The sequence below is a fragment of the Burkholderia sp. Ax-1724 genome (assembly GCF_011752995.1).
GTDB lineage: Bacteria > Pseudomonadota > Gammaproteobacteria > Burkholderiales > Burkholderiaceae > Paraburkholderia.
On sequence record NZ_VWWL01000017.1, the window covers coordinates 15,058 to 35,242 of the forward strand.

Annotated in this window: 15 protein-coding genes and 1 pseudogene; 8 read left to right on the forward strand and 8 right to left on the reverse strand. The window is 65.2% G+C overall.

The window, feature by feature from the left end; translation table 11 throughout:
* Window positions 1–4 precede the first annotated feature (4 nt).
* Window positions 5–1,891, forward strand: a complete 1,887-nt coding sequence (locus tag F3J19_RS20155) for a potassium transporter Kup (RefSeq protein ID WP_167044970.1) — start codon at window positions 5–7, stop codon at window positions 1,889–1,891.
* A gap of 212 nt (window positions 1,892–2,103) precedes the next feature.
* Here the strand turns inward: F3J19_RS20155 and F3J19_RS20160 are convergent, their stop codons facing one another.
* Window positions 2,104–4,458 (reverse strand): Tex family protein, encoded by a 2,355-nt coding sequence (locus F3J19_RS20160; RefSeq protein WP_167044973.1) that lies wholly within the window; start codon window positions 4,456–4,458, stop codon window positions 2,104–2,106.
* Between the two features lie 151 nt (window positions 4,459–4,609).
* Between F3J19_RS20160 and F3J19_RS20165 the strand changes: the two genes are divergently transcribed.
* The 4 genes from F3J19_RS20165 to F3J19_RS20180 all read left to right on the forward strand — a co-directional run bounded on the left by F3J19_RS20165 (window position 4,610) and on the right by F3J19_RS20180 (window position 8,452).
* Window positions 4,610–4,798 carry a hypothetical protein gene (locus tag F3J19_RS20165; RefSeq protein WP_167044976.1) on the forward strand — a complete coding sequence of 63 codons (189 nt, stop codon included), beginning with the start codon at window positions 4,610–4,612 and terminating at the stop codon, window positions 4,796–4,798.
* A 7-nt stretch (window positions 4,799–4,805) separates the two neighbouring features.
* Window positions 4,806–5,756 carry a hypothetical protein gene (locus F3J19_RS20170; protein ID WP_345891060.1) on the forward strand — a complete coding sequence of 317 codons (951 nt, stop codon included), beginning with the start codon at window positions 4,806–4,808 and terminating at the stop codon, window positions 5,754–5,756.
* 130 nt (window positions 5,757–5,886) lie between these two features.
* Window positions 5,887–6,105 carry a DUF465 domain-containing protein gene (locus F3J19_RS20175; RefSeq protein ID WP_167044979.1) on the forward strand — a complete coding sequence of 73 codons (219 nt, stop codon included), beginning with the start codon at window positions 5,887–5,889 and terminating at the stop codon, window positions 6,103–6,105.
* A 64-nt stretch (window positions 6,106–6,169) separates the two neighbouring features.
* Window positions 6,170–8,452, forward strand: a complete 2,283-nt coding sequence (locus tag F3J19_RS20180; RefSeq protein ID WP_167044982.1) for an ATP-dependent DNA helicase — start codon at window positions 6,170–6,172, stop codon at window positions 8,450–8,452.
* Window positions 8,453–8,497: 45 nt separating this feature from the next.
* Here the strand turns inward: F3J19_RS20180 and F3J19_RS20185 are convergent, their stop codons facing one another.
* The 3 genes from F3J19_RS20185 to F3J19_RS20195 form a co-directional block, all read right to left on the reverse strand.
* The gene (locus F3J19_RS20185; RefSeq protein ID WP_167044933.1) at window positions 8,498–8,791 is read right to left on the reverse strand and encodes a hypothetical protein; all 294 of its coding nucleotides are present in this window, start codon (window positions 8,789–8,791) and stop codon (window positions 8,498–8,500) included.
* Window positions 8,676–8,945: a hypothetical protein gene (locus F3J19_RS32705; RefSeq protein ID WP_167044985.1), complete on the reverse strand. Its 270-nt coding sequence runs from the start codon at window positions 8,943–8,945 to the stop codon at window positions 8,676–8,678. The genes F3J19_RS20185 and F3J19_RS32705 overlap by 116 nt, the downstream gene beginning before the upstream one ends.
* Window positions 8,946–9,177: 232 nt before the next feature.
* Entirely contained in the window at window positions 9,178–10,539 is a 1,362-nt protein-coding gene (locus F3J19_RS20195; RefSeq protein ID WP_205193068.1) for a cupin domain-containing protein, read from the reverse strand.
* Between the two features lie 32 nt (window positions 10,540–10,571).
* Between F3J19_RS20195 and F3J19_RS20200 the strand changes: the two genes are divergently transcribed.
* Window positions 10,572–11,111: a peptidylprolyl isomerase gene (locus tag F3J19_RS20200; RefSeq protein ID WP_167044988.1), complete on the forward strand. Its 540-nt coding sequence runs from the start codon at window positions 10,572–10,574 to the stop codon at window positions 11,109–11,111.
* 9 nt (window positions 11,112–11,120) lie between these two features.
* Here F3J19_RS20200 and F3J19_RS20205 read toward each other — a convergent pair whose 3' ends face one another.
* The 4 genes and pseudogenes from F3J19_RS20205 to F3J19_RS20220 form a co-directional block, all read right to left on the reverse strand.
* Window positions 11,121–12,554 (reverse strand): hypothetical protein, encoded by a 1,434-nt coding sequence (locus tag F3J19_RS20205; protein ID WP_205193070.1) that lies wholly within the window; start codon window positions 12,552–12,554, stop codon window positions 11,121–11,123.
* Complete coding sequence (gene mutS, locus F3J19_RS20210; protein WP_167044994.1) at window positions 12,541–15,225, reverse strand: DNA mismatch repair protein MutS; 2,685 nt, start codon at window positions 15,223–15,225, stop codon at window positions 12,541–12,543. The genes F3J19_RS20205 and mutS overlap by 14 nt, the downstream gene beginning before the upstream one ends.
* A 235-nt stretch (window positions 15,226–15,460) precedes the next feature.
* Window positions 15,461–16,760, reverse strand: a pseudogene (gene lplT, locus F3J19_RS20215) (lysophospholipid transporter LplT).
* Window positions 16,761–16,995: 235 nt separating this feature from the next.
* The gene (locus F3J19_RS20220; protein WP_167044997.1) at window positions 16,996–17,799 is read right to left on the reverse strand and encodes an inositol monophosphatase family protein; all 804 of its coding nucleotides are present in this window, start codon (window positions 17,797–17,799) and stop codon (window positions 16,996–16,998) included.
* A gap of 329 nt (window positions 17,800–18,128) precedes the next feature.
* On the opposite strand from F3J19_RS20220, the gene F3J19_RS20225 reads away from it, so the two are divergent.
* The gene (locus F3J19_RS20225; protein ID WP_167045000.1) at window positions 18,129–18,980 is read left to right on the forward strand and encodes an RNA methyltransferase; all 852 of its coding nucleotides are present in this window, start codon (window positions 18,129–18,131) and stop codon (window positions 18,978–18,980) included.
* A 261-nt stretch (window positions 18,981–19,241) separates the two neighbouring features.
* Entirely contained in the window at window positions 19,242–20,087 is an 846-nt protein-coding gene (gene cysE / locus F3J19_RS20230) for a serine O-acetyltransferase (RefSeq protein ID WP_167045002.1), read from the forward strand.
* The last annotated feature ends 98 nt before the right edge of the window (window positions 20,088–20,185 follow it).

A 20,185-nucleotide genomic window follows, 5' to 3' on the forward strand; every position in this document is an offset into this window, starting at 1 on the left:
GTCTATGACAGATAACAATCACGCACACAAGCAGCCGCTGTCTTCCCTTGCGATTGCCGCGATCGGAGTGGTGTTCGGCGACATCGGCACAAGCCCGTTGTATTCGCTTAAAGAGGCTTTCAGTCCGTCGCACGGCATTCCGTTGACCGATCAATCGATTCTCGGCGTGATCTCGCTGCTGTTCTGGGCGATCGTGATCGTGGTCGGCATCAAGTACGTGCTGTTCGTGATGCGGGCCGACAACAACGGCGAAGGCGGCGTGCTCGCGCTGATGGCGCTCGCGTTGCGCTCGCTCGATCAGAAGTCGAAGATGGCCGGCCTGCTGATGATGCTCGGCATCTTCGGCGCCTGCATGTTTTATGGCGACGCGGTAATCACACCGGCCATTTCGGTGATCTCGGCGGTCGAGGGTCTCGAGATTGCCGCGCCGCATCTGTCACACCTGGTGCTGCCGCTCACGATCGTGATCCTGATCGTGCTGTTCTGGATCCAGCGGCATGGCACGGCCACGGTCGGCCGGCTGTTCGGCCCCATCATGGTGCTGTGGTTCATCGTGCTGGCCGCGCTCGGCCTGTGGCACATCATCCAGTCGCCGAGCGTGATCCGCGCGCTCAATCCGTACTACGCCTACACGTTCATGGCCGCGCACGTGCTGCAGGCCTACGTGGTGCTCGGCTCGGTCGTGCTGGTGCTGACCGGCGCCGAAGCGCTCTACGCGGACATGGGCCACTTCGGCGCGAAGCCGATCCGCATGGCCTGGTACATTCTCGTGATGCCGTCGCTGGTGCTCAATTACTTCGGTCAGGGCGCGCTGCTGATGCACGACGCGAAGGCCATCGAAAATCCGTTCTTCCTGCTCGCGCCGGACTGGGCGCTGCTGCCGCTCGTCGTGCTGTCGACGGTGGCGACCGTGATCGCGTCGCAGGCGGTGATTTCGGGCGCGTATTCGCTGACGAGCCAGGCGATTCAGCTCGGCTATGTACCGCGCATGAAGATCCTGCACACGTCGGACCTCGCGATCGGGCAGATCTATGTACCGGTCGTGAACTGGATGCTGCTCTTCATCATCCTGTGCATCGTGATCGCGTTCAAGAGCTCGGATAATCTCGCCGCCGCGTACGGTATCGCGGTGACGGCCACGATGGTGATTACGACCGTGCTCGCGTGCGTGGTGATGGTGAACGTGTGGAACTGGAACAAGCTGCTCGTCGCGCTCATCATCGCCGTGTTCATGGCGGTCGACCTCGGCTTCTTCGGCGCGAATCTGCTGAAGGTCGAAGAGGGCGGCTGGCTGCCGCTCGGCATCGGCGCGCTGCTGTTCTTCCTGCTGATGACGTGGTTCAAGGGCCGCATGCTCGTCAAGGAGCGCACGGCCGCCGACGGTATTCCGCTGATGCCGTTCCTGCAGGGGCTGCTCGCGCATCCGCCGCATCGCGTGTCGGGCACTGCGATCTATCTGACCGGCAGCGATTCGCTGGTGCCGGTGAGCCTGCTGCACAACCTCAAGCACAACAAGGTGCTGCACGAGCGCACGATCTTCCTGACCTTCGTCACGCGCGATATCCCCTACGTGAACGATGCCGAGCGCGTAACGGTCAGGGATATGGAGGGCGGCCTGTGGCTCGTGAAGGCAGCCTACGGCTTCAACGAAACGCCGGACGTGAAGGCGGTGCTGCTCGACGTCGGCCGCACGCACGACATGACCTTCGAGCTGATGGACACGTCGTTCTTCCTCGCGCGCGAAACGGTCGTGCCGACGCAATTGCCGGGCATGTCGGTGTGGCGCGAACGCGTGTTCGCGTGGATGCATCAGAACGCCGCGAAGCCGACGGACTTCTTCAGTATTCCGGCGAACCGCGTCGTGGAATTGGGAACGAAGATCGAGATCTGATTTATCCCGTATCTGACAGGCGGGAGCGCAAACAGAAAACCCACGCATGGCGTGGGTTTTCTGTTTCTGCGCGTCGTTCGCGAGTATGCGGGCATCGAGTTGCCCGTCGCTTGCGACTACGCAAAGAGCGGTGCGAGTCGGGCGAAGCGCGTCCGTCGATCCGACGCGCTCACTCCACTCGTCATGCTCCTCGTACGCTGGCTTGCGCCTGCTTACTTCTGCTTGAGCTTCGCGAAAGCCGCGGCCATTGCGCCCGACGGTTCCGGTTCGCGCGAACGCGGCGGCGCGCCGCGTCCCGCGCCGCCGCGGTTGAAGCCGCCGCCCGAGCCGCGCTCCTGCTGCGCACCGCCGCCGCCGCTGCGTGCGGCCGCCGCGCCCGGTTCGTCGTCGAGGCGCATGGTCAGCGCAATCCGCTGGCGCTTCACGTCGACTTCGAGCACCTTGACCTTGACGATCTGGCCGGCCTTCACGACCTCATGCGGGTCCTTCACGAACTTCGTCGACATCGCCGACACGTGCACGAGGCCGTCCTGATGCACGCCGACGTCGATGAACGCGCCGAATGCGGCAACGTTCGTCACGACGCCTTCGAGCACCATGCCAGGGATCAGATCGCTGACCTTCTCGACCCCTTCACGGAACGTGGCGGTCTTGAACTCGGGACGCGGATCGCGGCCCGGCTTTTCAAGTTCGAGCAGAATGTCGCGCACGGTCGGCAGGCCGAAGCGCTCGTCGACGAATTCGGTCGGCGAGAGCCCGCGCAGCGCATCGCGATTGCCGAGCACTTCGCCGACCTGCCGGCTGATCTTCGCGAGAATCCGCTCGACGACCGGATACGCTTCCGGGTGCACCGACGAACGGTCGAGCGGATTCTCGCCGTTATTGATGCGCAGGAAGCCGGCCGCCTGCTCGAAGGTCTTGTCGCCGAGACGCGGCACTTTACGCAGATGCTCGCGCGACGGGAACGGCCCGTTCGCATCGCGATAGTCGACGATGTTGCGCGCGAGCGTCGCATTCAAACCCGACACGCGCGCGAGCAGCGCGACCGACGCGGTGTTCGCATCGACGCCGACCGCGTTCACGCAGTCCTCGACGACCGCATCGAGCGAGCGCGCGAGTTCGCGCTGATTCACGTCGTGCTGATACTGGCCGACACCGATCGCCTTCGGCTCGATCTTCACGAGTTCGGCGAGCGGGTCCTGCAGACGGCGCGCGATCGACACCGCGCCGCGCAGCGACACGTCCATGTCGGGGAATTCCTTCGCGGCGAGTTCGGACGCCGAATACACCGACGCACCCGCTTCCGACACGACGATCTTTTGCAGCTTCAATTCCGGATGACGCGAGATCAGTTCGCTCGCGAGCTTGTCGGTCTCGCGCGAGGCGGTGCCGTTGCCGATGCTGATCAGCTCGGCCTGGGTCTGCGCGGCGATGCGCGCGAGCTTCGCGAGCGAGCCGTCCCAGTCGCGGCGCGGCTCGTGCGGATAGATCGTGTCGGTCGCGAGCACCTTGCCGGTACGATCGACCACCGCCACCTTCACGCCCGTGCGCAGGCCCGGATCGAGGCCGATCACGGCCTTCGGGCCGGCCGGTGCCGCGAGCAGCAGGTCTTTCAGATTGCGCGCGAACACGCGAATCGCTTCGTGTTCGGCTTCGTCGCGCAGATTGGTCAGCAGTTCGTTTTCGAGGTGCGGCTGCACCTTCACGCGCCAGCACCAGCGGCACACGTCGGAGAGCCACTTGTCGGCGGGGCGGTTCTGATTGGCAATGCCGAAGTGCCGCGCGATCAGCGCTTCGCCCGGATGCGGCACCTGCGCGTCGAGTTCCTCGCCCAAGCCGAGCTTGATCATCAGCACGCCCGCATTGCGGCCGCGGAAGAGGGCCAGCGCGCGATGCGAGGGCACCGTGCGGATCGTTTCGGCGTAGTCGTAGTAGTCGCGGAATTTCTCTTCCTCGGCGGTTTCCTTGCCTTCCACGACCTTCGACGACACCACGCCCTGGTTGAACAGGTAGTCGCGCAGCTTGCCGAGCAGCTCGGCCGTTTCACCGAACTGCTCGGAGAGGATGTCGCGCGCGCCGTCGAGCGCGGCCTTCACGTCGGCGATGCCTTTCTCGGCATCCACGTAGGCCGCGGCTTCGGTTTGCGGATCGAGCAGCGGATTACCGAGCAAGGCGTCCGCGAGCGGCTGCAAACCGGCTTCGCGCGCGATCTGCGCACGCGTGCGGCGCTTCGGCTTGTACGGCAGATAGAGGTCTTCCAGCACCTGCTTGCTGTCGGCGCCTTCGATCGCGGCGCGCAGCTCGTCGGTGAGCTTGCCCTGTTCGTCGATGCTTGAGATGATCGCCGCGCGCCGGTCTTCCAGCTCGCGCAGATACAGCAGGCGTTCCTCGAGGTTGCGCAGTTGCGTGTCGTCGAGATTGCCGGTCACTTCCTTGCGGTAACGGGCGATGAACGGAACGGTCGCGCCTTCGTCGAGAAGTTCCACGGCGGCCGCGACCTGGCGCGGCTGGACGGACAGTTCAGTGGCGATGCGCTGGACGATCTTGAGTGCTACGGTTTCCGTCATAAGGTCTTGGTGTTCCTGCGGACTCAGTGAGGGGCCGCGCGCGGGCGGCAGGTCGGACAGGCCGGGCATGCGCCGCGACCAGGAGCGGGGCATTTTGCCATAAATGCCAGGAGGCTCAACCGCGCGGTGTTAGAATTTCGGGCATGTTCCGTTGACCTTCTACGACGTTGCCAATCTCCTTGTCGCTCAATCGCCTGGTCTCTTTTTTGTCGTCGGGTTCGTCTCCGGGCTTGTCTCGGGATTTGTCTCAATTGCCGCTTTCTTCGCCGCGTTTGGCGGCCGGTTCGCCCGTACCGATGGCGCGTGCCGCAGCGGGCGCGAAGCCTGCTTGCGCGGCTGATTTCGGGGTGATTCGGTTTGCGCCGCGCAGGCTGGCGGCGGTGGGCGCCTCGTGCGTGATCGCCGTGGCGCTCGGCGTGCCCCGGCCGGCTATCGCGCAGGCCGCGCAGCCGGTGGCGACGGCCACCGTCCCGGCAGCCGCTCAGTCGGCAAATCAGCCTGCAAGCACGACGACAGCGACAACAGCAACCGGCGCAACGAGCGCCGACAGTCCGCAGAGCGTGAGCGACGCGGCCGCGCTCGACAAATCGTTCGAGGATCGGCAACAAGTGCTCGACCAGCGCAGCGACGACAACAACTACCAGTACGCGCTCGCGCAGCACAACTGCTACAGCCGCTTTTTCGTCAATCACTGTCTGGACCGCGCGCGCGATTCGATGCGCACGGTGCAGGCGCAAATCCGCAAGGAACAGCTGACGCTCGACGCCGAGCAGCGCGCACAGCGCGCTCGCGAGCGCGACCAGCGCACCGCCTTGCGGCGCGCGCAAAACGAGGCGGAAGCGCCGCAACGGGCCGCCGAAGACGCGCGCAACGAGCAGGCGTATCAGGAGAAGCAGCGCCAGAACGCGCTCGATCAGGCGCAGCGCAACGCCGAGGCGCCGCAGCGCGCGGCCAACGCGCAGGCCTACGAAGACAAGCAGCACCAGCACGCGCTCGATCAGGCACAACGCGGCGTCACGCCGGCGCAGGCGGCGGCCAATCAGCAGGCCTACGACCAGAAGCAGAGCGACTACCAGCGCAAGCTCGAGGAAGCGCGTCAGCAGGGCGTGCAAAAGGCGCAGGAGCGCGAGCAGAAGCAGCAGAATTTCGAGCGCAAGCAGGCCGATGCGGCGCAGCACAAGCTCGACGTCGAAGCCCGCCAGAAGCAGGCCGCCGAGAAGGCCGAGCAGAAGCGTCAGGACCAGTTGAAGCAGCAGCAACTCGAAGAGCAGCAGAAACAGCAACAGCAGCAGGAGTAGTCGCGTGCTGTAGCCGGTGCCGGCTCGTGGCCGGCACCACCGTAGTCGCCGTAACGCGTTTTGAGCCGGACAGCAACCTCAGGCATCGGGCTGCGCGCGCAGTTCATGCCTTCGACGAGAGGAGGCGAGCATGCGCGATCGTCATCACGTCATCGACGGAAACACACTCCGTGACCGCATTCTGCAACTGGAATCGGAGCATAGTGGGCTCGACCGGTTGATCGACCGGATGTCGGATGAGCCCGGCATCGACGACCTTGAGCTGCAGCGCCTGAAAAAGCGCAAGCTCAAAGTCAAGGACACCATCATCTTGCTGCAATTGCAGCTCGAACCGGACGTACGCGCCTGAGTTCGCGGCCTGGCAGGCGCCGGGCGCGCAGCGCGCGAGCCGGACTTCGCAGGAAACGCTTGCCTTGAATTCACCGCATGACACCTCATCCCGGACCGCGCCGGGCGACGCTGCATCCACCGCCGGCGCGCCGGCTCCGGCTCCGCGCGCGGCTGCGTCCGTGGCCGGCGTGACGCTGGACCGACGCCGTGCTGTGGAGCTCGACGATATCTTCGCCGACAACGGCTTGCTCGCGCGCCAGATCGACGGCTACCGGCCGCGCGCATCGCAGATCGAGATGGCGCGTGCCGTCGCCGCGGCGATGGAAGCGTCGGGCCGCGCGCTGCCCGAGCCCGCGATGTTCGAGGCGCAGAAGCGTCCGGCGCGGCGTCTGCAGCAGACAGGTAGCGATGCCGTTGCCGAGACCACCGACAGCGCCGAATCCGACGGCCTCGACGGCGGCGAGAACACGCTGATCGTCGAGGCGGGCACCGGCACCGGCAAGACCTATGCGTACCTCGTGCCGGCCATGCTGTGGGGCGGCAAGGTGATCGTCTCGACGGGCACCAAGCACTTGCAGGACCAGCTGTTCCAGCGCGACATTCCGACCGTGCGCGACGCGCTCGCGGTGCCGGTGTCGGTCGCGATGCTCAAGGGGCGCGCGAACTATCTGTGCCACTACTACCTGCAACGCACGGCCGACAACGGCCGTCTGCCGTCGCGCCAGGAAACCTCGTATCTGCAGGACATCGTGCGCTTCGCGAAGATCACGCGCACTGGCGACAAGGCCGAACTCGCGAGCGTGCCGGAAACGGCGCAGGTGTGGTCGATGGTGACGTCGACGCGCGATAACTGTCTCGGCCAGGAGTGTCCGCACTACAAGGACTGCTTCGTGATGCAGGCGCGCCGCGAAGCGCAGCAGGCCGACATCGTGGTGGTCAACCACCATCTCTTTTTCGCCGACATCATGTTGCGCGATACCGGCATGGCCGAGTTGCTGCCCACGGCCAATACAGTCGTCTTCGACGAAGCGCATCAGTTGCCCGAAACCGCTACGCTGTTCTTCGGCGAGACGCTGTCGACCGCGCAGTTTCTCGAACTCGCGCGCGATTCGGTGGCCGAGGGTTTGGGCCATGCGCGCGATGCGCTCGACTGGGTCAAGCTCGGCGCGACGCTCGAGCGTGCCGCGCGCGACGTGCGGCTCGCGTTCAAGGAAGACACGCTGCGTCTGTCGATCGGCCAGTTGCCCGACGATCATCCGCTGTTCGCGGCGCTCGAAACGCTCGAAACCGAACTCGACGCATTGGCCGCCGCGCTCGCGGGGCAGGCCGAGCGCGCGGAATCGATCGGCGCGTGTCTGCGTCGCGCTCGCGAATTGCAGGACGTGCTGAGCGGCTGGACCACGCCGCCGTCGGCCGCCGAGCGCGACGCGGCCAATCCGCGCGAGGGTGAGGGCGGCGGCGCTGCGGCCGGCGGCAAGACCGGGCACGCCGATCCGAACGAAAAGGTGCGCTGGATCGAAGTGTTCTCGCATACGGTGCAGTTGCACGAAACGCCGCTGTCGGTTGCGCCGATTTTCGCCAAGCAGCGCGCCGGCGTGCCGCGTGCGTGGATCTTCACGTCGGCGACGTTGTCGGTGCGCGGCGACTTCACGCACTATGCGGCACAGATGGGGTTGAACTCGAAACGCTCGATGACCTTGCCGAGCCCGTTCGACTACCCCTCGCAGGGGCTGCTGTATGTGCCGCGCAATCTGCCGCAGCCGTCGTCGCCGATGTTCACGGACGCGGTGTTCGATGCGGCGCTGCCCGCGATCGAAGCGTCGGGCGGCGGCGTCTTCATGCTGTGCACGACGCTGCGCGCGGTGGACCGTATCTCGGCGAAGTTGCGCGACGTGATCGAGGCGCGCGGCTGGGACTATCCGCTGCTCGTGCAGGGCGATGCGAGCCGCACCGAATTGCTCGATCGCTTCCGGGCGTACGGCAACGCGATTCTGGTCGGCAGCCAGAGCTTCTGGGAAGGAGTGGATGTGCGCGGCGATGCGCTGTCGCTCGTCGTGATCGACAAGCTGCCGTTCGCGCCGCCCGACGACCCGGTGCTGTCCGCACGGCTCGATGCGTTGACGAAGAAAGGCTTGAGCCCGTTCGCTGTGCACCAGTTGCCGCAGGCCGTGATTACGCTCAAGCAGGGCGCGGGGCGTTTGATTCGCGCGGAGACCGATCGCGGCGTGCTGATGATCTGCGATACGCGCCTCGTCGACAAGCCGTATGGCCGCCGTATCTGGCAGAGCCTGCCGCCGTTCAAGCGTACCCGCGAGATCGACGTGGTGCGCGAGTTCTTCGAAGAGCGTGCGACGCCGGCTCAATAGCCGACAGAGGCGAAGCGCGCGGGTTCTGCTTAAAAAAATGCCGCTTTAAAAAGCGGCATTTTTTCGACGGTTTTCAGGCTGGCTCTTAAGCAGAACAGCTAAAAAAACCTTGCTGCAAAAACGCAGCCATAAAACAAAACGCCACGGAGATGAATCCGTGGCGTTTTGCCTGACTGCCCGGGAAATCGCGACGATTTCCCGAGGCAGAACCCTACACGACAGCTTACTGGCTTGCGCCCGAAGCCGGAGCAGCAGCCGAAGCCGCAGCGTCCGAAGCGGCAGCGTCCGAAGCAGCAGCCGTAGCCGAAGCAGCAGCGTCGCTCGCAGCAGCAGCAGCACCCGACGCAGCAGCTGCTGCGTCCGAAGCTGCAGCAGCCGGTGCCGAAGCAGCAGCTGCGTCGCTAGCCGGTGCGGCGGCCTGGTCGTTGCTCTTGTTGCATGCAGCCAGTGCCACAGCTGCCAACAGGGATGCTACGAGGAGGGATTTCTTCATGATCACGTCCTTTTATGGTTTAAAGGTAAGCAACAGCGCAAAATAAAACCGGTAATGTGCTCCAACACCGACCTGGGCCGCTGGTGGAGATGCTCTTTTGACGAGCTGAAATCTTCCCTACGGCTTGGGCGGAAATTATATGCACTTTCGTACTGACAGTCGATAAATCCGGGGTCAATACGTTGTCTTTCTCATACAAAATTTCACTGTACGGTATAGCACGCGGGCAGACTTACGCAAGCTCGCCCACCTGTATCCAGCCCGCACAATACCACTCGTGTAGCAGTGCTGTCACCGATGAATCGTGCGAGAGTGTTACAAAGCGTTTCGCACTCATGCACCGTAGATTAGCGAGATCAAACAGCCATTTTTTCGCGCCGTCCCACGACATTTCTTCTCCATTTACGAAGAAAAAACGGCGTTCATACAACAGGTTGGTCTTGCGGTCGAGCCGCAGGCCACGTTTCGACACTTCGCTGACGAAACGGGCCTCGTTGAGCGGCCGTTGCGGCGGATCGAAGACGACGCTCGGCTTGGGTTCACTGAGATACGTGCCAAGGAACGACGCAATGTCCTGCTCATTCCATTTGATTCGAGCAAGGATCGCGCCAACCTTCTCGACGAGCGCCGGCGGCAGCTCGGCCGGACGCTCGACGGCCGGTTGCTGCGGATCGCGGTAAAGCACGCCGGCCTTGCCCGCGGACTCGCCGCGCTCGGCCAGATGGTAGAGAAACTGCGCGGTCAACTCGCTCGCGGAGGGCGCGCGAAAACCGATCGAGCAGGTCATGCATTCGCCTTCGGCAATACCGTCATGCGCGATGTGCGGCGGCAGATACAGCATGTCGCCGGGCTCCAGCACCCACTCCTCTTCGGGCTCGAAGTTCTGTAAAACTTTCAAGGGCAAGCCGGCTTGCAGCGTCAGGTCTTTCTGCGCGCTGATGCGCCAGCGGCGCTTGCCTTTTACTTGCAAAAGAAACACATCGTAGGAATCGAAGTGGGGGCCGACGCCGCCGCCGTCGCTCGCGTACGAGATCATCAGGTCGTCGAGCCGCGCGTCCGGCACGAAGCGGAAGCGGTTCAGCAGGTCGCGGGCGCGATCATTGTGCAGGTCCACGCCTTGCACGAGCAGCGTCCATGCGCGCTGCTTGAGCGACGGCAACTCGTCGGGGGCGAACGGGCCGTGTTCGAGTTGCCACCTGTTGCGGAAGTGGGTGATCAGGCGCGCTTCGACATCGTCCTGATCGGCCAGCTCGAAAAGTTCGTCGCGCGACAGCGGCGCTTCGAGGTCCGGAATCGCCTGGCGGATCAGCAGCGGTTTTTTCTGCCAGTGGCGGCGCATGAATTGCGACGGCGTCAGATTGCCGAGCAATGCGGTCGATATGTCGGGTGAAGGTGGGCGCGTAGGCATTGCGGTGGGCTTCGAAACGGGCTTTGAGGCTGGCTTTGACTCAGGCTTTGACTCAGGCCTTGAGTCGGGCTTCGAAGCTGGCCTCAACTCGGGCTTTGAGTTGGGTTTTGAGTCAGGCTTTGAAGCAGACGAGGAATTGCGTGCCGAAGCTGCATCGGCAGGGAGGTGAGTGGGGCGCCTCGGCATCGTATAATGAGAGCTGTATTCTGGAGAATCGAATGAAAATTGCAAAGAACACCGTCGTGTCGGTCGCCTACAAGCTGTCGGATGCTCAAGGCAATCTGATTGAGGAGAGCGACGAGCCGATGGTCTATCTGCACGGCGGCTATGATGGCACGTTCCCCAAGATCGAGGAAGAGCTCGACGGCCACGAGGCCGGCTTCGAGACCCAGATCCAGCTCGAGCCGCAAGACGCATTCGGCGAGTACGATCCCGAACTCGTGAAGATCGAACCGCGCGATCGTTTCCCGGAACCGCTCGAAGTCGGCATGCAGTTCGAAGGCACGCCGGAAGATGGCGACGAGGAAATCGATGCGCTGGTGTACGTCGTGACCGACGTCGCGGAAGACAAGGTCGTGCTCGACGGTAATCATCCGCTGGCCGGCATGGCACTGCGTTTCGCGCTGACCGTGAAAGACGTGCGCCCCGCGACCGAAGACGAAATCGAACACGAACACGCGCACGGCGCCGACGGCCTCGAAGTTCTCGACGACGACGAGGACGACGAAGAAGACGACTCCAAACCCACTTTGCACTGAGCTTGCCGCTCAGCCGGGTGCGCCTGAAGGCGTGCCCGGCGGCACGCGCGGCGACGTGGCCGGTGCCGACGCAGGCGAGGGTGCCGGCACCGATGGCGAAGCCGGCAGTATCGACCCCGGCGGCATCGAAATCGCCGGCTCATATTCACTACCTTCCTGATCCAGCTGCGGCCCGCCGGGTGTAGCAGGTGCGCCTGGTGCCTGCGGCAGCAGCGGCGGCAATTCCGACGCCGGACCGAAGCCCGGCACATTCGGCATATCGGGCGAGCCCGACATCGACGCACCGGATTCATCGTGCGATTGCAGCGGCGGCGTAGTCGGCAGCGGTATCTGTTTCGGCACGTCGTGCACGCTCACACGGAACGGCGTTTTCCTGCCGAAATCCGCTTCAATCTGAATCCACTGGTTAAAACGATCGCGCGGCGCAAGCCCGATACGCGTGAGATTCGTCACGGCCATGCCCTTGTCGTTGCGTAGCGGCTGATCGATCACGAAGCCGCCGGCCACGCGTTCGTCGTCGGCATGAATCACGACCACGGGCCCGTGAAAAGTCTGCGCGAGCTTGACGAGGCTGCGCTTGAGTTCGAGAAAGCCATCGCGACGCGTGCTGCGCGCGAAATGCAGCCACGCGAACCGCTCGGGCCGCTTGTAGCGCTCCGGATCGAAGTCGCCCTCGATGAACACGACGATCGCACGCGCGTCGCGGCGTTTCGCATATTCGCCCGCGTGTTCGAGCCAGAATGCATTGGCGATCACGCGATCCTCGAACTCGCCGTTGCGGCCGCCCGCGGTCAGATAGTGATTGTTCGGCCCCGGCGCGTTCAGGCCGACGAACACGATGTCGCGGGCCTGATCGGCGGTCCTGTCGTTTGCCTTCTCGTTCGCGCTTTCGCTCATGACCCAGCGCACGTTTTCACGGAACGGACGAAAGCGCGAGACTTCGCTTTCGCGCGTCAAGGCAATCGGGTTCTGGCCCATCGAGGTGGAGTCGGCGAATAGCGTTTGCCGCAGCAGATCGAGCCGCTCGACCGGATCGAAGCCGCCGGCTTCGGCCGTCCCGCAATCGACCCAGTCGTGTTCGCCGGGAATGAAGAAGAGCGGCAGGCGCGAGTTTTCGAGCAGCGCGTAACGGCGCTCGTAAAGCGTGTCGCGGCAGACTTCCTTCGGCCCCTTCAGATTGCCGTCGTAGACAATGAAGCGCACCGCGCGCTCGCGGCCGATCGCATCGAGCAACCGCTGTGTGGAGGCTTCGTCGGCGGGGCTGCGCATCGTGTCCGCGATGACCGCGAACGTGAAACGCGAGGCCTCGGCCCGCGCAGGCGTGGTCCACGCGCACAGTGCCGCGAGCGCGGCGATGCCGCCCACGAGCGCGCGCGCGTGGCTCAGCGCCGCGCAAAACTCGCGCGGCCGTTGGGGATGCCGGTGTGCGTCAACGGTCCGCATCCGGCGCGACGGCCAGTTCATGTAGTTCGTACAGCAGATCGAGTGCTTCGCGCGGCCGCAGATCGTTCGGATCGATGCCGCGCAGACGCTCGACGACGGCCTGCATCGCGGGCGATGCGGGTGACGCATGGGTGTCGGCATCGTTGTCGTCGTCCGCGTCTTCGGCGGGCATCGGCGGCGCGGCGAACAGATCGAGTTGCGGCGCGGGCTGTGCGGCCGATTGCTGTTCGAGATGTGCGAGATGCTTGCGCGCCGCGCGGATCACCGCGTTCGGCACCCCGGCCAGTTGCGCGACCTGCAGACCGTAGCTCTGGTTGGCCGGCCCTTCGTCGACCGCATGCAGGAACACGATGCCATGCCCGTGTTCGACCGCCGACAGATGCACGTTGGCCGCGTGCGGAAATTCCAGCGGCAGTTGCGTCAGCTCGAAGTAGTGCGTTGCGAACAGCGTGTAGCAGCCGTTGTGCGCGAGCAGGTGCCGTGCGATCGCCCAGGCGAGCGCGAGACCGTCGAACGTCGAGGTGCCACGGCCGATCTCATCCATCAGCACGAGGCTGTGCTGTGTCGCGTCGTTGAGGATCGCGGCGGCTTCGGTCATTTCGACCATGAAGGTCGAGCGGCCGCCGGCGAGATCGTCTGCCGCGCCGATGCGCGTGAAGATGCGGTCGATCGGCCCGAAGGCCGCGCGCCGTGCCGGCACGTAGCTGCCCACGTAGGCGAGCAGTGCGATCAGCGCGGTCTGACGCATGAACGTCGATTTACCGCCCATGTTCGGGCCGGTGATCAGCAGTAGCTTGCGCTCGGCGGCGAGCATGCAGTCGTTCGCGATGAACTGCTCGACCTGGGCCTCGACCACCGGATGGCGGCCCTGTTCGATGTCGATGCCGGCATCCGCGGAGAAGGTCGGCGCGACCCAGTCGAGCGCGCGGGCGCGTTCGGCAAAAGCCGCCAGCAGATCGAGTTCGGCCAGTGCCGAGGCGACGCGCTGGCAGTCCGGAATGAACGGCAGGAGTGCTTGCAGCAACGCGTCGTACAACGCGCGCTCGCGCGCAAGCGCACGCTCCTGGGCGGAGAGCGCTTTGTCCTCGAAGGTCTTCAGTTCCGGCGTGATGTAGCGCTCGGCATTCTTCAGCGTCTGACGGCGGCGATAGTCGTCGGGCACCTTGTCGGTTTGGCCGCGCGTGACTTCGATATAGAAGCCGTGCACCTTGTTGTACTCGACGCGCAGATTGCCGATGCCGGTGCGCGCGCGTTCGCGCGTTTCGAGATCGATCAGGAATTGCCCGCAATTCTCCGAAATGTCGCGCAGTTCATCGAGCTCCGCGTCGTAGCCGCGTGCGATCACGCCGCCGTCGCGCACCATCGCGGCCGGCTCCTGCGTGACCGCGTGCCTGAGCAGTTCGACGCACTCGGCTGGCGGCTCCAGCGCCGCGTCGATGCGCGCGAGCGAAGCCGCGTTCGACGACACCGCGGCAAGCTGCGCGCGCAGTGCCGGCAGCGCGATGAACGTATCGCGCAGGCTCGACAGATCGCGCGGCCGCGCCGAGAGCAGGGCGAGACGTCCGGTGATCCGCTCGATATCCGCGATCTGCCGCAATGCCTGGCGCAAGGTATCGAGATCGGCGCCGGGCGGCGCGTCGAGTAGCGCGCCGATGGCCTGCTGACGCGCCTGCGCAACCGCCGATTCGCGCGGCGGATGGTGCAGCCAGTGACGCAGCAGGCGGCTGCCCATTGTCGTGCAGCAGGTGTCGAGCAGCGAGCACAGCGTCGGCGATTCGGTGCCGCGCAGTGTTTCCGTGAGTTCGAGGTTGCGGCGCGTGGCGGGGTCGAGGCCGATATATTCGGACTCGTATTCGACCTTCAGGCTGCGCACGTGTCGCAATTGCTGGCCTTGCGTGGACGCCGCGTAGAGCAGCAACGCACCGGCCGCGCCGCACGCGCAGCCGAGCGAATGCGCGCCGAAGCCGTCGAGGCTTGCCACTTCGAGCTGGTCGCACAGGCGCTTCGTGCCCGACGCGATATCGAAGTGCCAGGCCGGCATGCGCGTGAGTGCGCCCGCGTTGGTGGGCGGCGTCCAGCTTGCCGAATCGGCGCTCGCGTCGGCGACGAGAATTTCAGCGGGGCGAATGCGTTCGAGTGCCGCGGCCACCTGGTCGGGCGCGACTTCCGCGAGACGCAGTGCGCCGCTCGCGAGATTGAGCCATGCGAGGCCGACGCTCGTCGCAACGCCGCGGCGATTGTGCGCGACGCACATCGAGAGCAGGTAAACGTCGCTCTTGTCGGACAGCAGCGCGGCATCCGTCAGCGTGCCCGGTGTGACCACACGGACGACCTTGCGCTCGACCGGCCCTTTCGAGGTGGCCGGGTCGCCGATCTGTTCGCAGATCGCCACGGATTCGCCGAGCTTCACGAGCTTGGCCAGATACTGTTCGACCGCGTGATGCGGCACGCCGGCCATCTTGATCGGATTGCCCGCCGACGCGCCGCGCTGCGTGAGCGTCAGATCGAGCAGCCGCGCGGCTTTCTCCGCGTCGTCGAAAAAGAGTTCGTAGAAGTCGCCCATCCGGTAGAACACGAGCGTGCCCGGATGCTCCGCTTTGATGCGCAAATATTGCTGCATCATTGGAGTGTGTTGTGCGACGTCGTTGGCCGCTGCGGTTTGAATGCCCATCCTTGGTGTCTTCTTGCGGTAGATGCTCAGGGCGTGAGTTTAACCCGCCCGCGCGGCGAACGGACCCTGGCCGAACGGCCGATGCACGACGCAAAACGGCTGTGGCAGCATGAAATCTCCACGGCAGCGCGAACGGGCGGGCTGCGACGATGCGTATCGCCGTGGCGGCGCGCCGAGACGCGCGCTTGCCGGAGTCATCGAGCCACCGAATCACCGAAGGCGAATCGTCATGCATTCATTCCTCGACCATCGCACGCATGTCGACCATGCGCTCGTTCACGGCGCCGCGCCGCATGGCGAGCCACATCAGCAGCGTGATGAAACTGCCGAACACGACGATGATCCACTGCGCGGGCAGCTTCGCGATGAGCAGCAGCGCATACATGCCGAGCATCAGCAGCACGGCGAGGTTCTGGTTGAAGTTCTGCACGGCGATCGAGTGGCCGGGCGACAGCAGCGTCGCGCCGCGATGCTGGAGAAGCGCGTTCATCGGCACGATGAAAAAGCCCGACAGCGCGCCGAGCACGATCATCAGCGGATAGGCGAGCAGGAGATAGGCGGGCGCGACGTGCGAGCCGATGCGCAGGCCCGCGCCGGGCGGGAACAGATCCTTGTTGTAGAACGCCATCGCGATCGCCACCGCGCCGGTCAGCACGCCGACCGGCAGCACGCGCAGCGATTTGCGCAGCGGAATCAACGCGGCGGCGGCCGTCGCGCCGAGCGCGATGCCGATGCCGCTCACGCCCTGCATGACCGCTGCTTTCGACAACGTCAGCCCAAGGTTCACGTTCGCCCATTTGAGCACGAGCAACTGCATCGTCACCGCGGCACCCCACAGCAGCGTCGTGACCCACAGCGCGATCTGCGCGAGCTTGTCGGCCCACAGCACATGAAAGCAGTGATGGAATTCGCCGACCAGCTTCTTCGGCTCCGACAGACGGTTCGGATAGCGCGCGCCGGTGTCGGGAATGAAGACGTTGATCGCGGCGGCGACGGCGTAAGTGACCATCACCGCGAACATCGCGAGATCGGCGGCGGAGCCGATCAGCGGCAGATGCGCGTGCGCGACGAAGTGCCCGATCGACACGCTGATCAGCGCGCCGCCGAGCATCGTGCCGGCGATCGTCGAAAGGACCGTGGCCGATTCGAGCCATGCATTGGCCTGGACGAAGCTTGTCGGCGGGCAGCAGCTCGGTGAGGATGCCGTACTTGGCCGGCGAATAGGCCGCCGCGCCAAAGCCGACCACGCCGTACGCAATCATCGGATGAACGCCGGCGATCATCAGCAGGCAGCCGCTCGCCTTGAGCGCGTTGGAGATGAACATCACGTGGCGCTTTTGCAGCGAGTCCGCGAACGCGCCGACGAAGGGCGCGAGCAGCACGTATGAAATCGTGAAGAAGATTTGCAGCAGCGGGGTGACCCAGGCAGCCGAGCGGATTACCGAAAGCAGCGCGATGGCGGCGATCAGCAGCGCGTTGTCCGCGAGCGACGAAACGAATTGCGCCGCAATGATCGTGTAAAAGCCTTTTTTCATGAAGCGGATGAGAGGCTGCGCGCGAGTCGGGAAGAGGGCGGCGAGGGAGCGGCAACAGGGCGTGGCAGCGGCCCGCACCGACACCGGCAAACCGCGCCGGCAGGAGAGCGCATGGCACCCCGGCTTTGTAGCACGAACGTGTGTACGCTGCAGTGCAGCCAACAAAAAAAGCGGCCGAAGCCGCTTTGCCGTGCGCCGATTACGCGAGTCCGCCCGCAGCCCGCGGCGGCACGCGTCAGGCCGACTGCTGACGCGTGCGGCTGTAGCGCGACAGAACCGGAATCATCTGCGCGTAGACCTTCGGGTTGCCCGCGACGACTTCGCCGACGTGCAGGAAGTCCGAGTCGCCCGTGTAGTTGCCGACCAGACCGCCCGCTTCCGTGATCAGCAGGCTGCCCGCCGCGACGTCCCACGGGTGCAGACCCTGCTCGAAGAAGCCGTCCATGCGGCCGGCGGCGACGTTCGCGAGATCGAGCGCGGCGGCGCCCGGACGGCGCAGGCCCGCGCAGGCTTCGGTCATTTCGGCGAACTGGCGGCCGTACGCTTCGAGGCTGTCCTGCTCGCGGAACGGGAAGCCGGTGCCGATCAGGCAGTCGGCAAGGCGGTCGCGCTTGGCGACGCGGATGCGGCGGTCGTTGAGGAACGCGCCACGGCCGCGCGAGGCAGTGAACAGGTCGTTGCGGTTCGGATCGTAGACGACGGCCTGCGTGACGATACCTTTGTGCGCGAGCGCGATCGACACGCAGTAGTACGGAAAGCCGTGGATGAAGTTGGTGGTGCCGTCGAGCGGATCGATGATCCACTGGTATTCGGAATCGTTGTCCGACTTGCCGGACTCTTCGGCGAGGATCGCGTGATCGGGATAGGCGGTCTTCAGCGTTTCGATGATCGCGGCTTCCGACGCCTTGTCGACCTCCGTGACGAAATCGTTGTGCTGCTTCTTGCTGACCTGGACCAGGTCAAGGTCGAGCGACGCGCGGTTGATGATTTGCGCTGCGCGGCGGGCGGCCTTCACGGCGATATTGAGCATGGGATGCATGAGTCTGGATCCTTGTGCCGGGGCAGCACGGCTGCTTGCCGGAAAATAAGCGCTAAACCTGCGCTAACAGGGTGCCGCGAAGGCGCGGAAACAGCACGGAAAACAAGCCGGGCAAAGCGCTGCTGCGCATTCCTCGTATTGCATTCCGTCGACGGAGACGAATTGGATAAGAACGTGGCGCCCGGTTCGGTGAATGCCTGGGCATTTGCCCGTGCCGGACACGAAACGCAGCATTTTACCTGAGTCCTGGCGCCGCCGCGCATACGGATGATTCGGCGCGGCGGCGGGTTGGCGCTACCATACGCATCTTTAGCCTGCCGAGTTTTATCGTGGAGCACACCCACCATTCCTCCGATCCCGCCGTGGCCGAACTGCGCGGCGGCTTTACGTCGACGCGCTTCGTGCTCGTCGAGCCCAGCCATCCCGGCAACGTCGGCGCCGCGGCGCGCGCGCTGAAGACCATGGGCTTCTCGCGGCTCGTGCTGGTGTCGCCGCGCGTGCCGAACGTGCAGAACGATCCCGAAGCGATCGCGATGGCGAGCGGCGCCGACGACGTGCTCGCCTCGGTGCACATCGTGCCGACGCTCGCCGATGCGCTCGCGGGCGTGCACTGGTCGATCGCGCTGACCGCGCGGCTGCGCGAATACGGCCCGCCGCAATGGACGCCGCGCGCGGCCGCCGCCATCGCGCACGAACAGGCGGTACACGGCGAGATCGCGCTGGTATTCGGCAACGAGCGCACGGGCTTGTCGAACGAGGACGTCGAGCGCTGCAGCGCGCTTGCGCATATTCCGGCCAATCCGGCCTATAGCTCGCTCAATCTCGCCCAGGCGGTGCAGGTGCTCGCGTACGAACTGCGCACCGCCTATCTTGGCACGGACGTCGGCGTCGGCGACCCGGCAGGCGGCGCGCCGCTCCCGCCGCACGCAGGCGTCGGCGCGGCGCAGCGCGAGCCCGCCGGCGCGCGCGCGCAACTGGCGGCCAGCGACGAAATCGAGAGCATGTTCACGCATCTCGAAAGCGCGCTCGTCGCGCTCGAATTTCTCGATCCGGCCAATCCGAAGAAGCTGATGTCGCGGCTGCGGCGGCTGTTCGCGCGTTCGGGGCTCGAGCGCGAAGAGGTCAACATCGTGCGCGGCATCGCCAAGCACATCCTGCTCAAGACGAAGCGAACCGACTGAGCAGCCGGGCAAGGCGTATTACGGCGGCGAAGCACGGCGGCGGACCACGCACATCCCGGCGCCGCCCTCGCCCGCGGACGACCTTGCGGGCAGCGTGGGCTTCCGGCAGGTTTCGCGCAATCGCCCTACAATCCACAAAACATACGAAGCAAAGCGGCCACCGTGCTAAACGGCAGCCGCACCGTCATGCGTAGCGCGCAATGCAGCAGGCAGCGCGCAAAACAACGCGGACGGTTTTTCCCTCACAACACCGTCCCTGCCATGTTCACGAGACTTCGCGAAGATATCGCCACGATCCGCGAGCGCGATCCCGCCGCCCGCAGCGCATGGGAAGTGCTCACGTGTTATCCGGGGCTGCACGCGCTCGTGTTGCACCGCTTCGCGCATGCGTGCTGGCGCGCGAGGCGCCGCTGGCTTGCGCGCTTCGTCTCGCAGATGGCGCGCTTCATGACCGGCATCGAAATCCATCCGGGCGCGACGCTCGGGCGGCGCGTGTTCATCGATCACGGCATGGGCGTCGTGATCGGCGAAACCGCGCAGGTCGGCGACGACTGCACGATCTACCAGGGCGTGACGCTCGGCGGCACGTCGCTCACGCGCGGTGCGAAGCGGCATCCGACGCTCGAGCGCGGCGTGATCGTCGGCGCGGGCGCGAAGGTGCTCGGCGGTTTCACGGTCGGCGCGGAGGCGAAGATCGGCTCGAACGCGGTCGTCACGAAACCGGTGCCCGCACGCGGCACGGCGGTCGGCAATCCGGCGCGGATCATCGTGCCGGCAGCTGCTGCGTCGACGGTCCCGAGCGCGGTCGCCACGCAAGCTGCCGAGTCGAATGGCGCCGCGCGCGACGCCAAACGCGCGGCGGAAAAGAGCGCGTTCTGCGCCTACGGCATCACGCCGAATGCGGACGATCCGGTGTCGCTCGCGATTCACGGCCTGATCGATCATGCGGCCACGCAGTCACGACGCATCGACGAGATCGTCGATGCGCTCGAGCGGCTCGGCACGAGTCTCGAAGGGCTCGAAGGCGCAGACGCGGCGTTGCTCGATTTGCGGCGTTTGTCGGCCGCGATTGCGGGGAAGGTGGAAGGCGCGGTCGCGCAGCGCTGATCGTCGTTCCATGTCCGGTGCCGCGAATGCGCGCCGGACTACGCAGGCTCATCGGGGTTCGCATGGCTTCGCGCCGATTCACGCGAATTCAGCGCGCG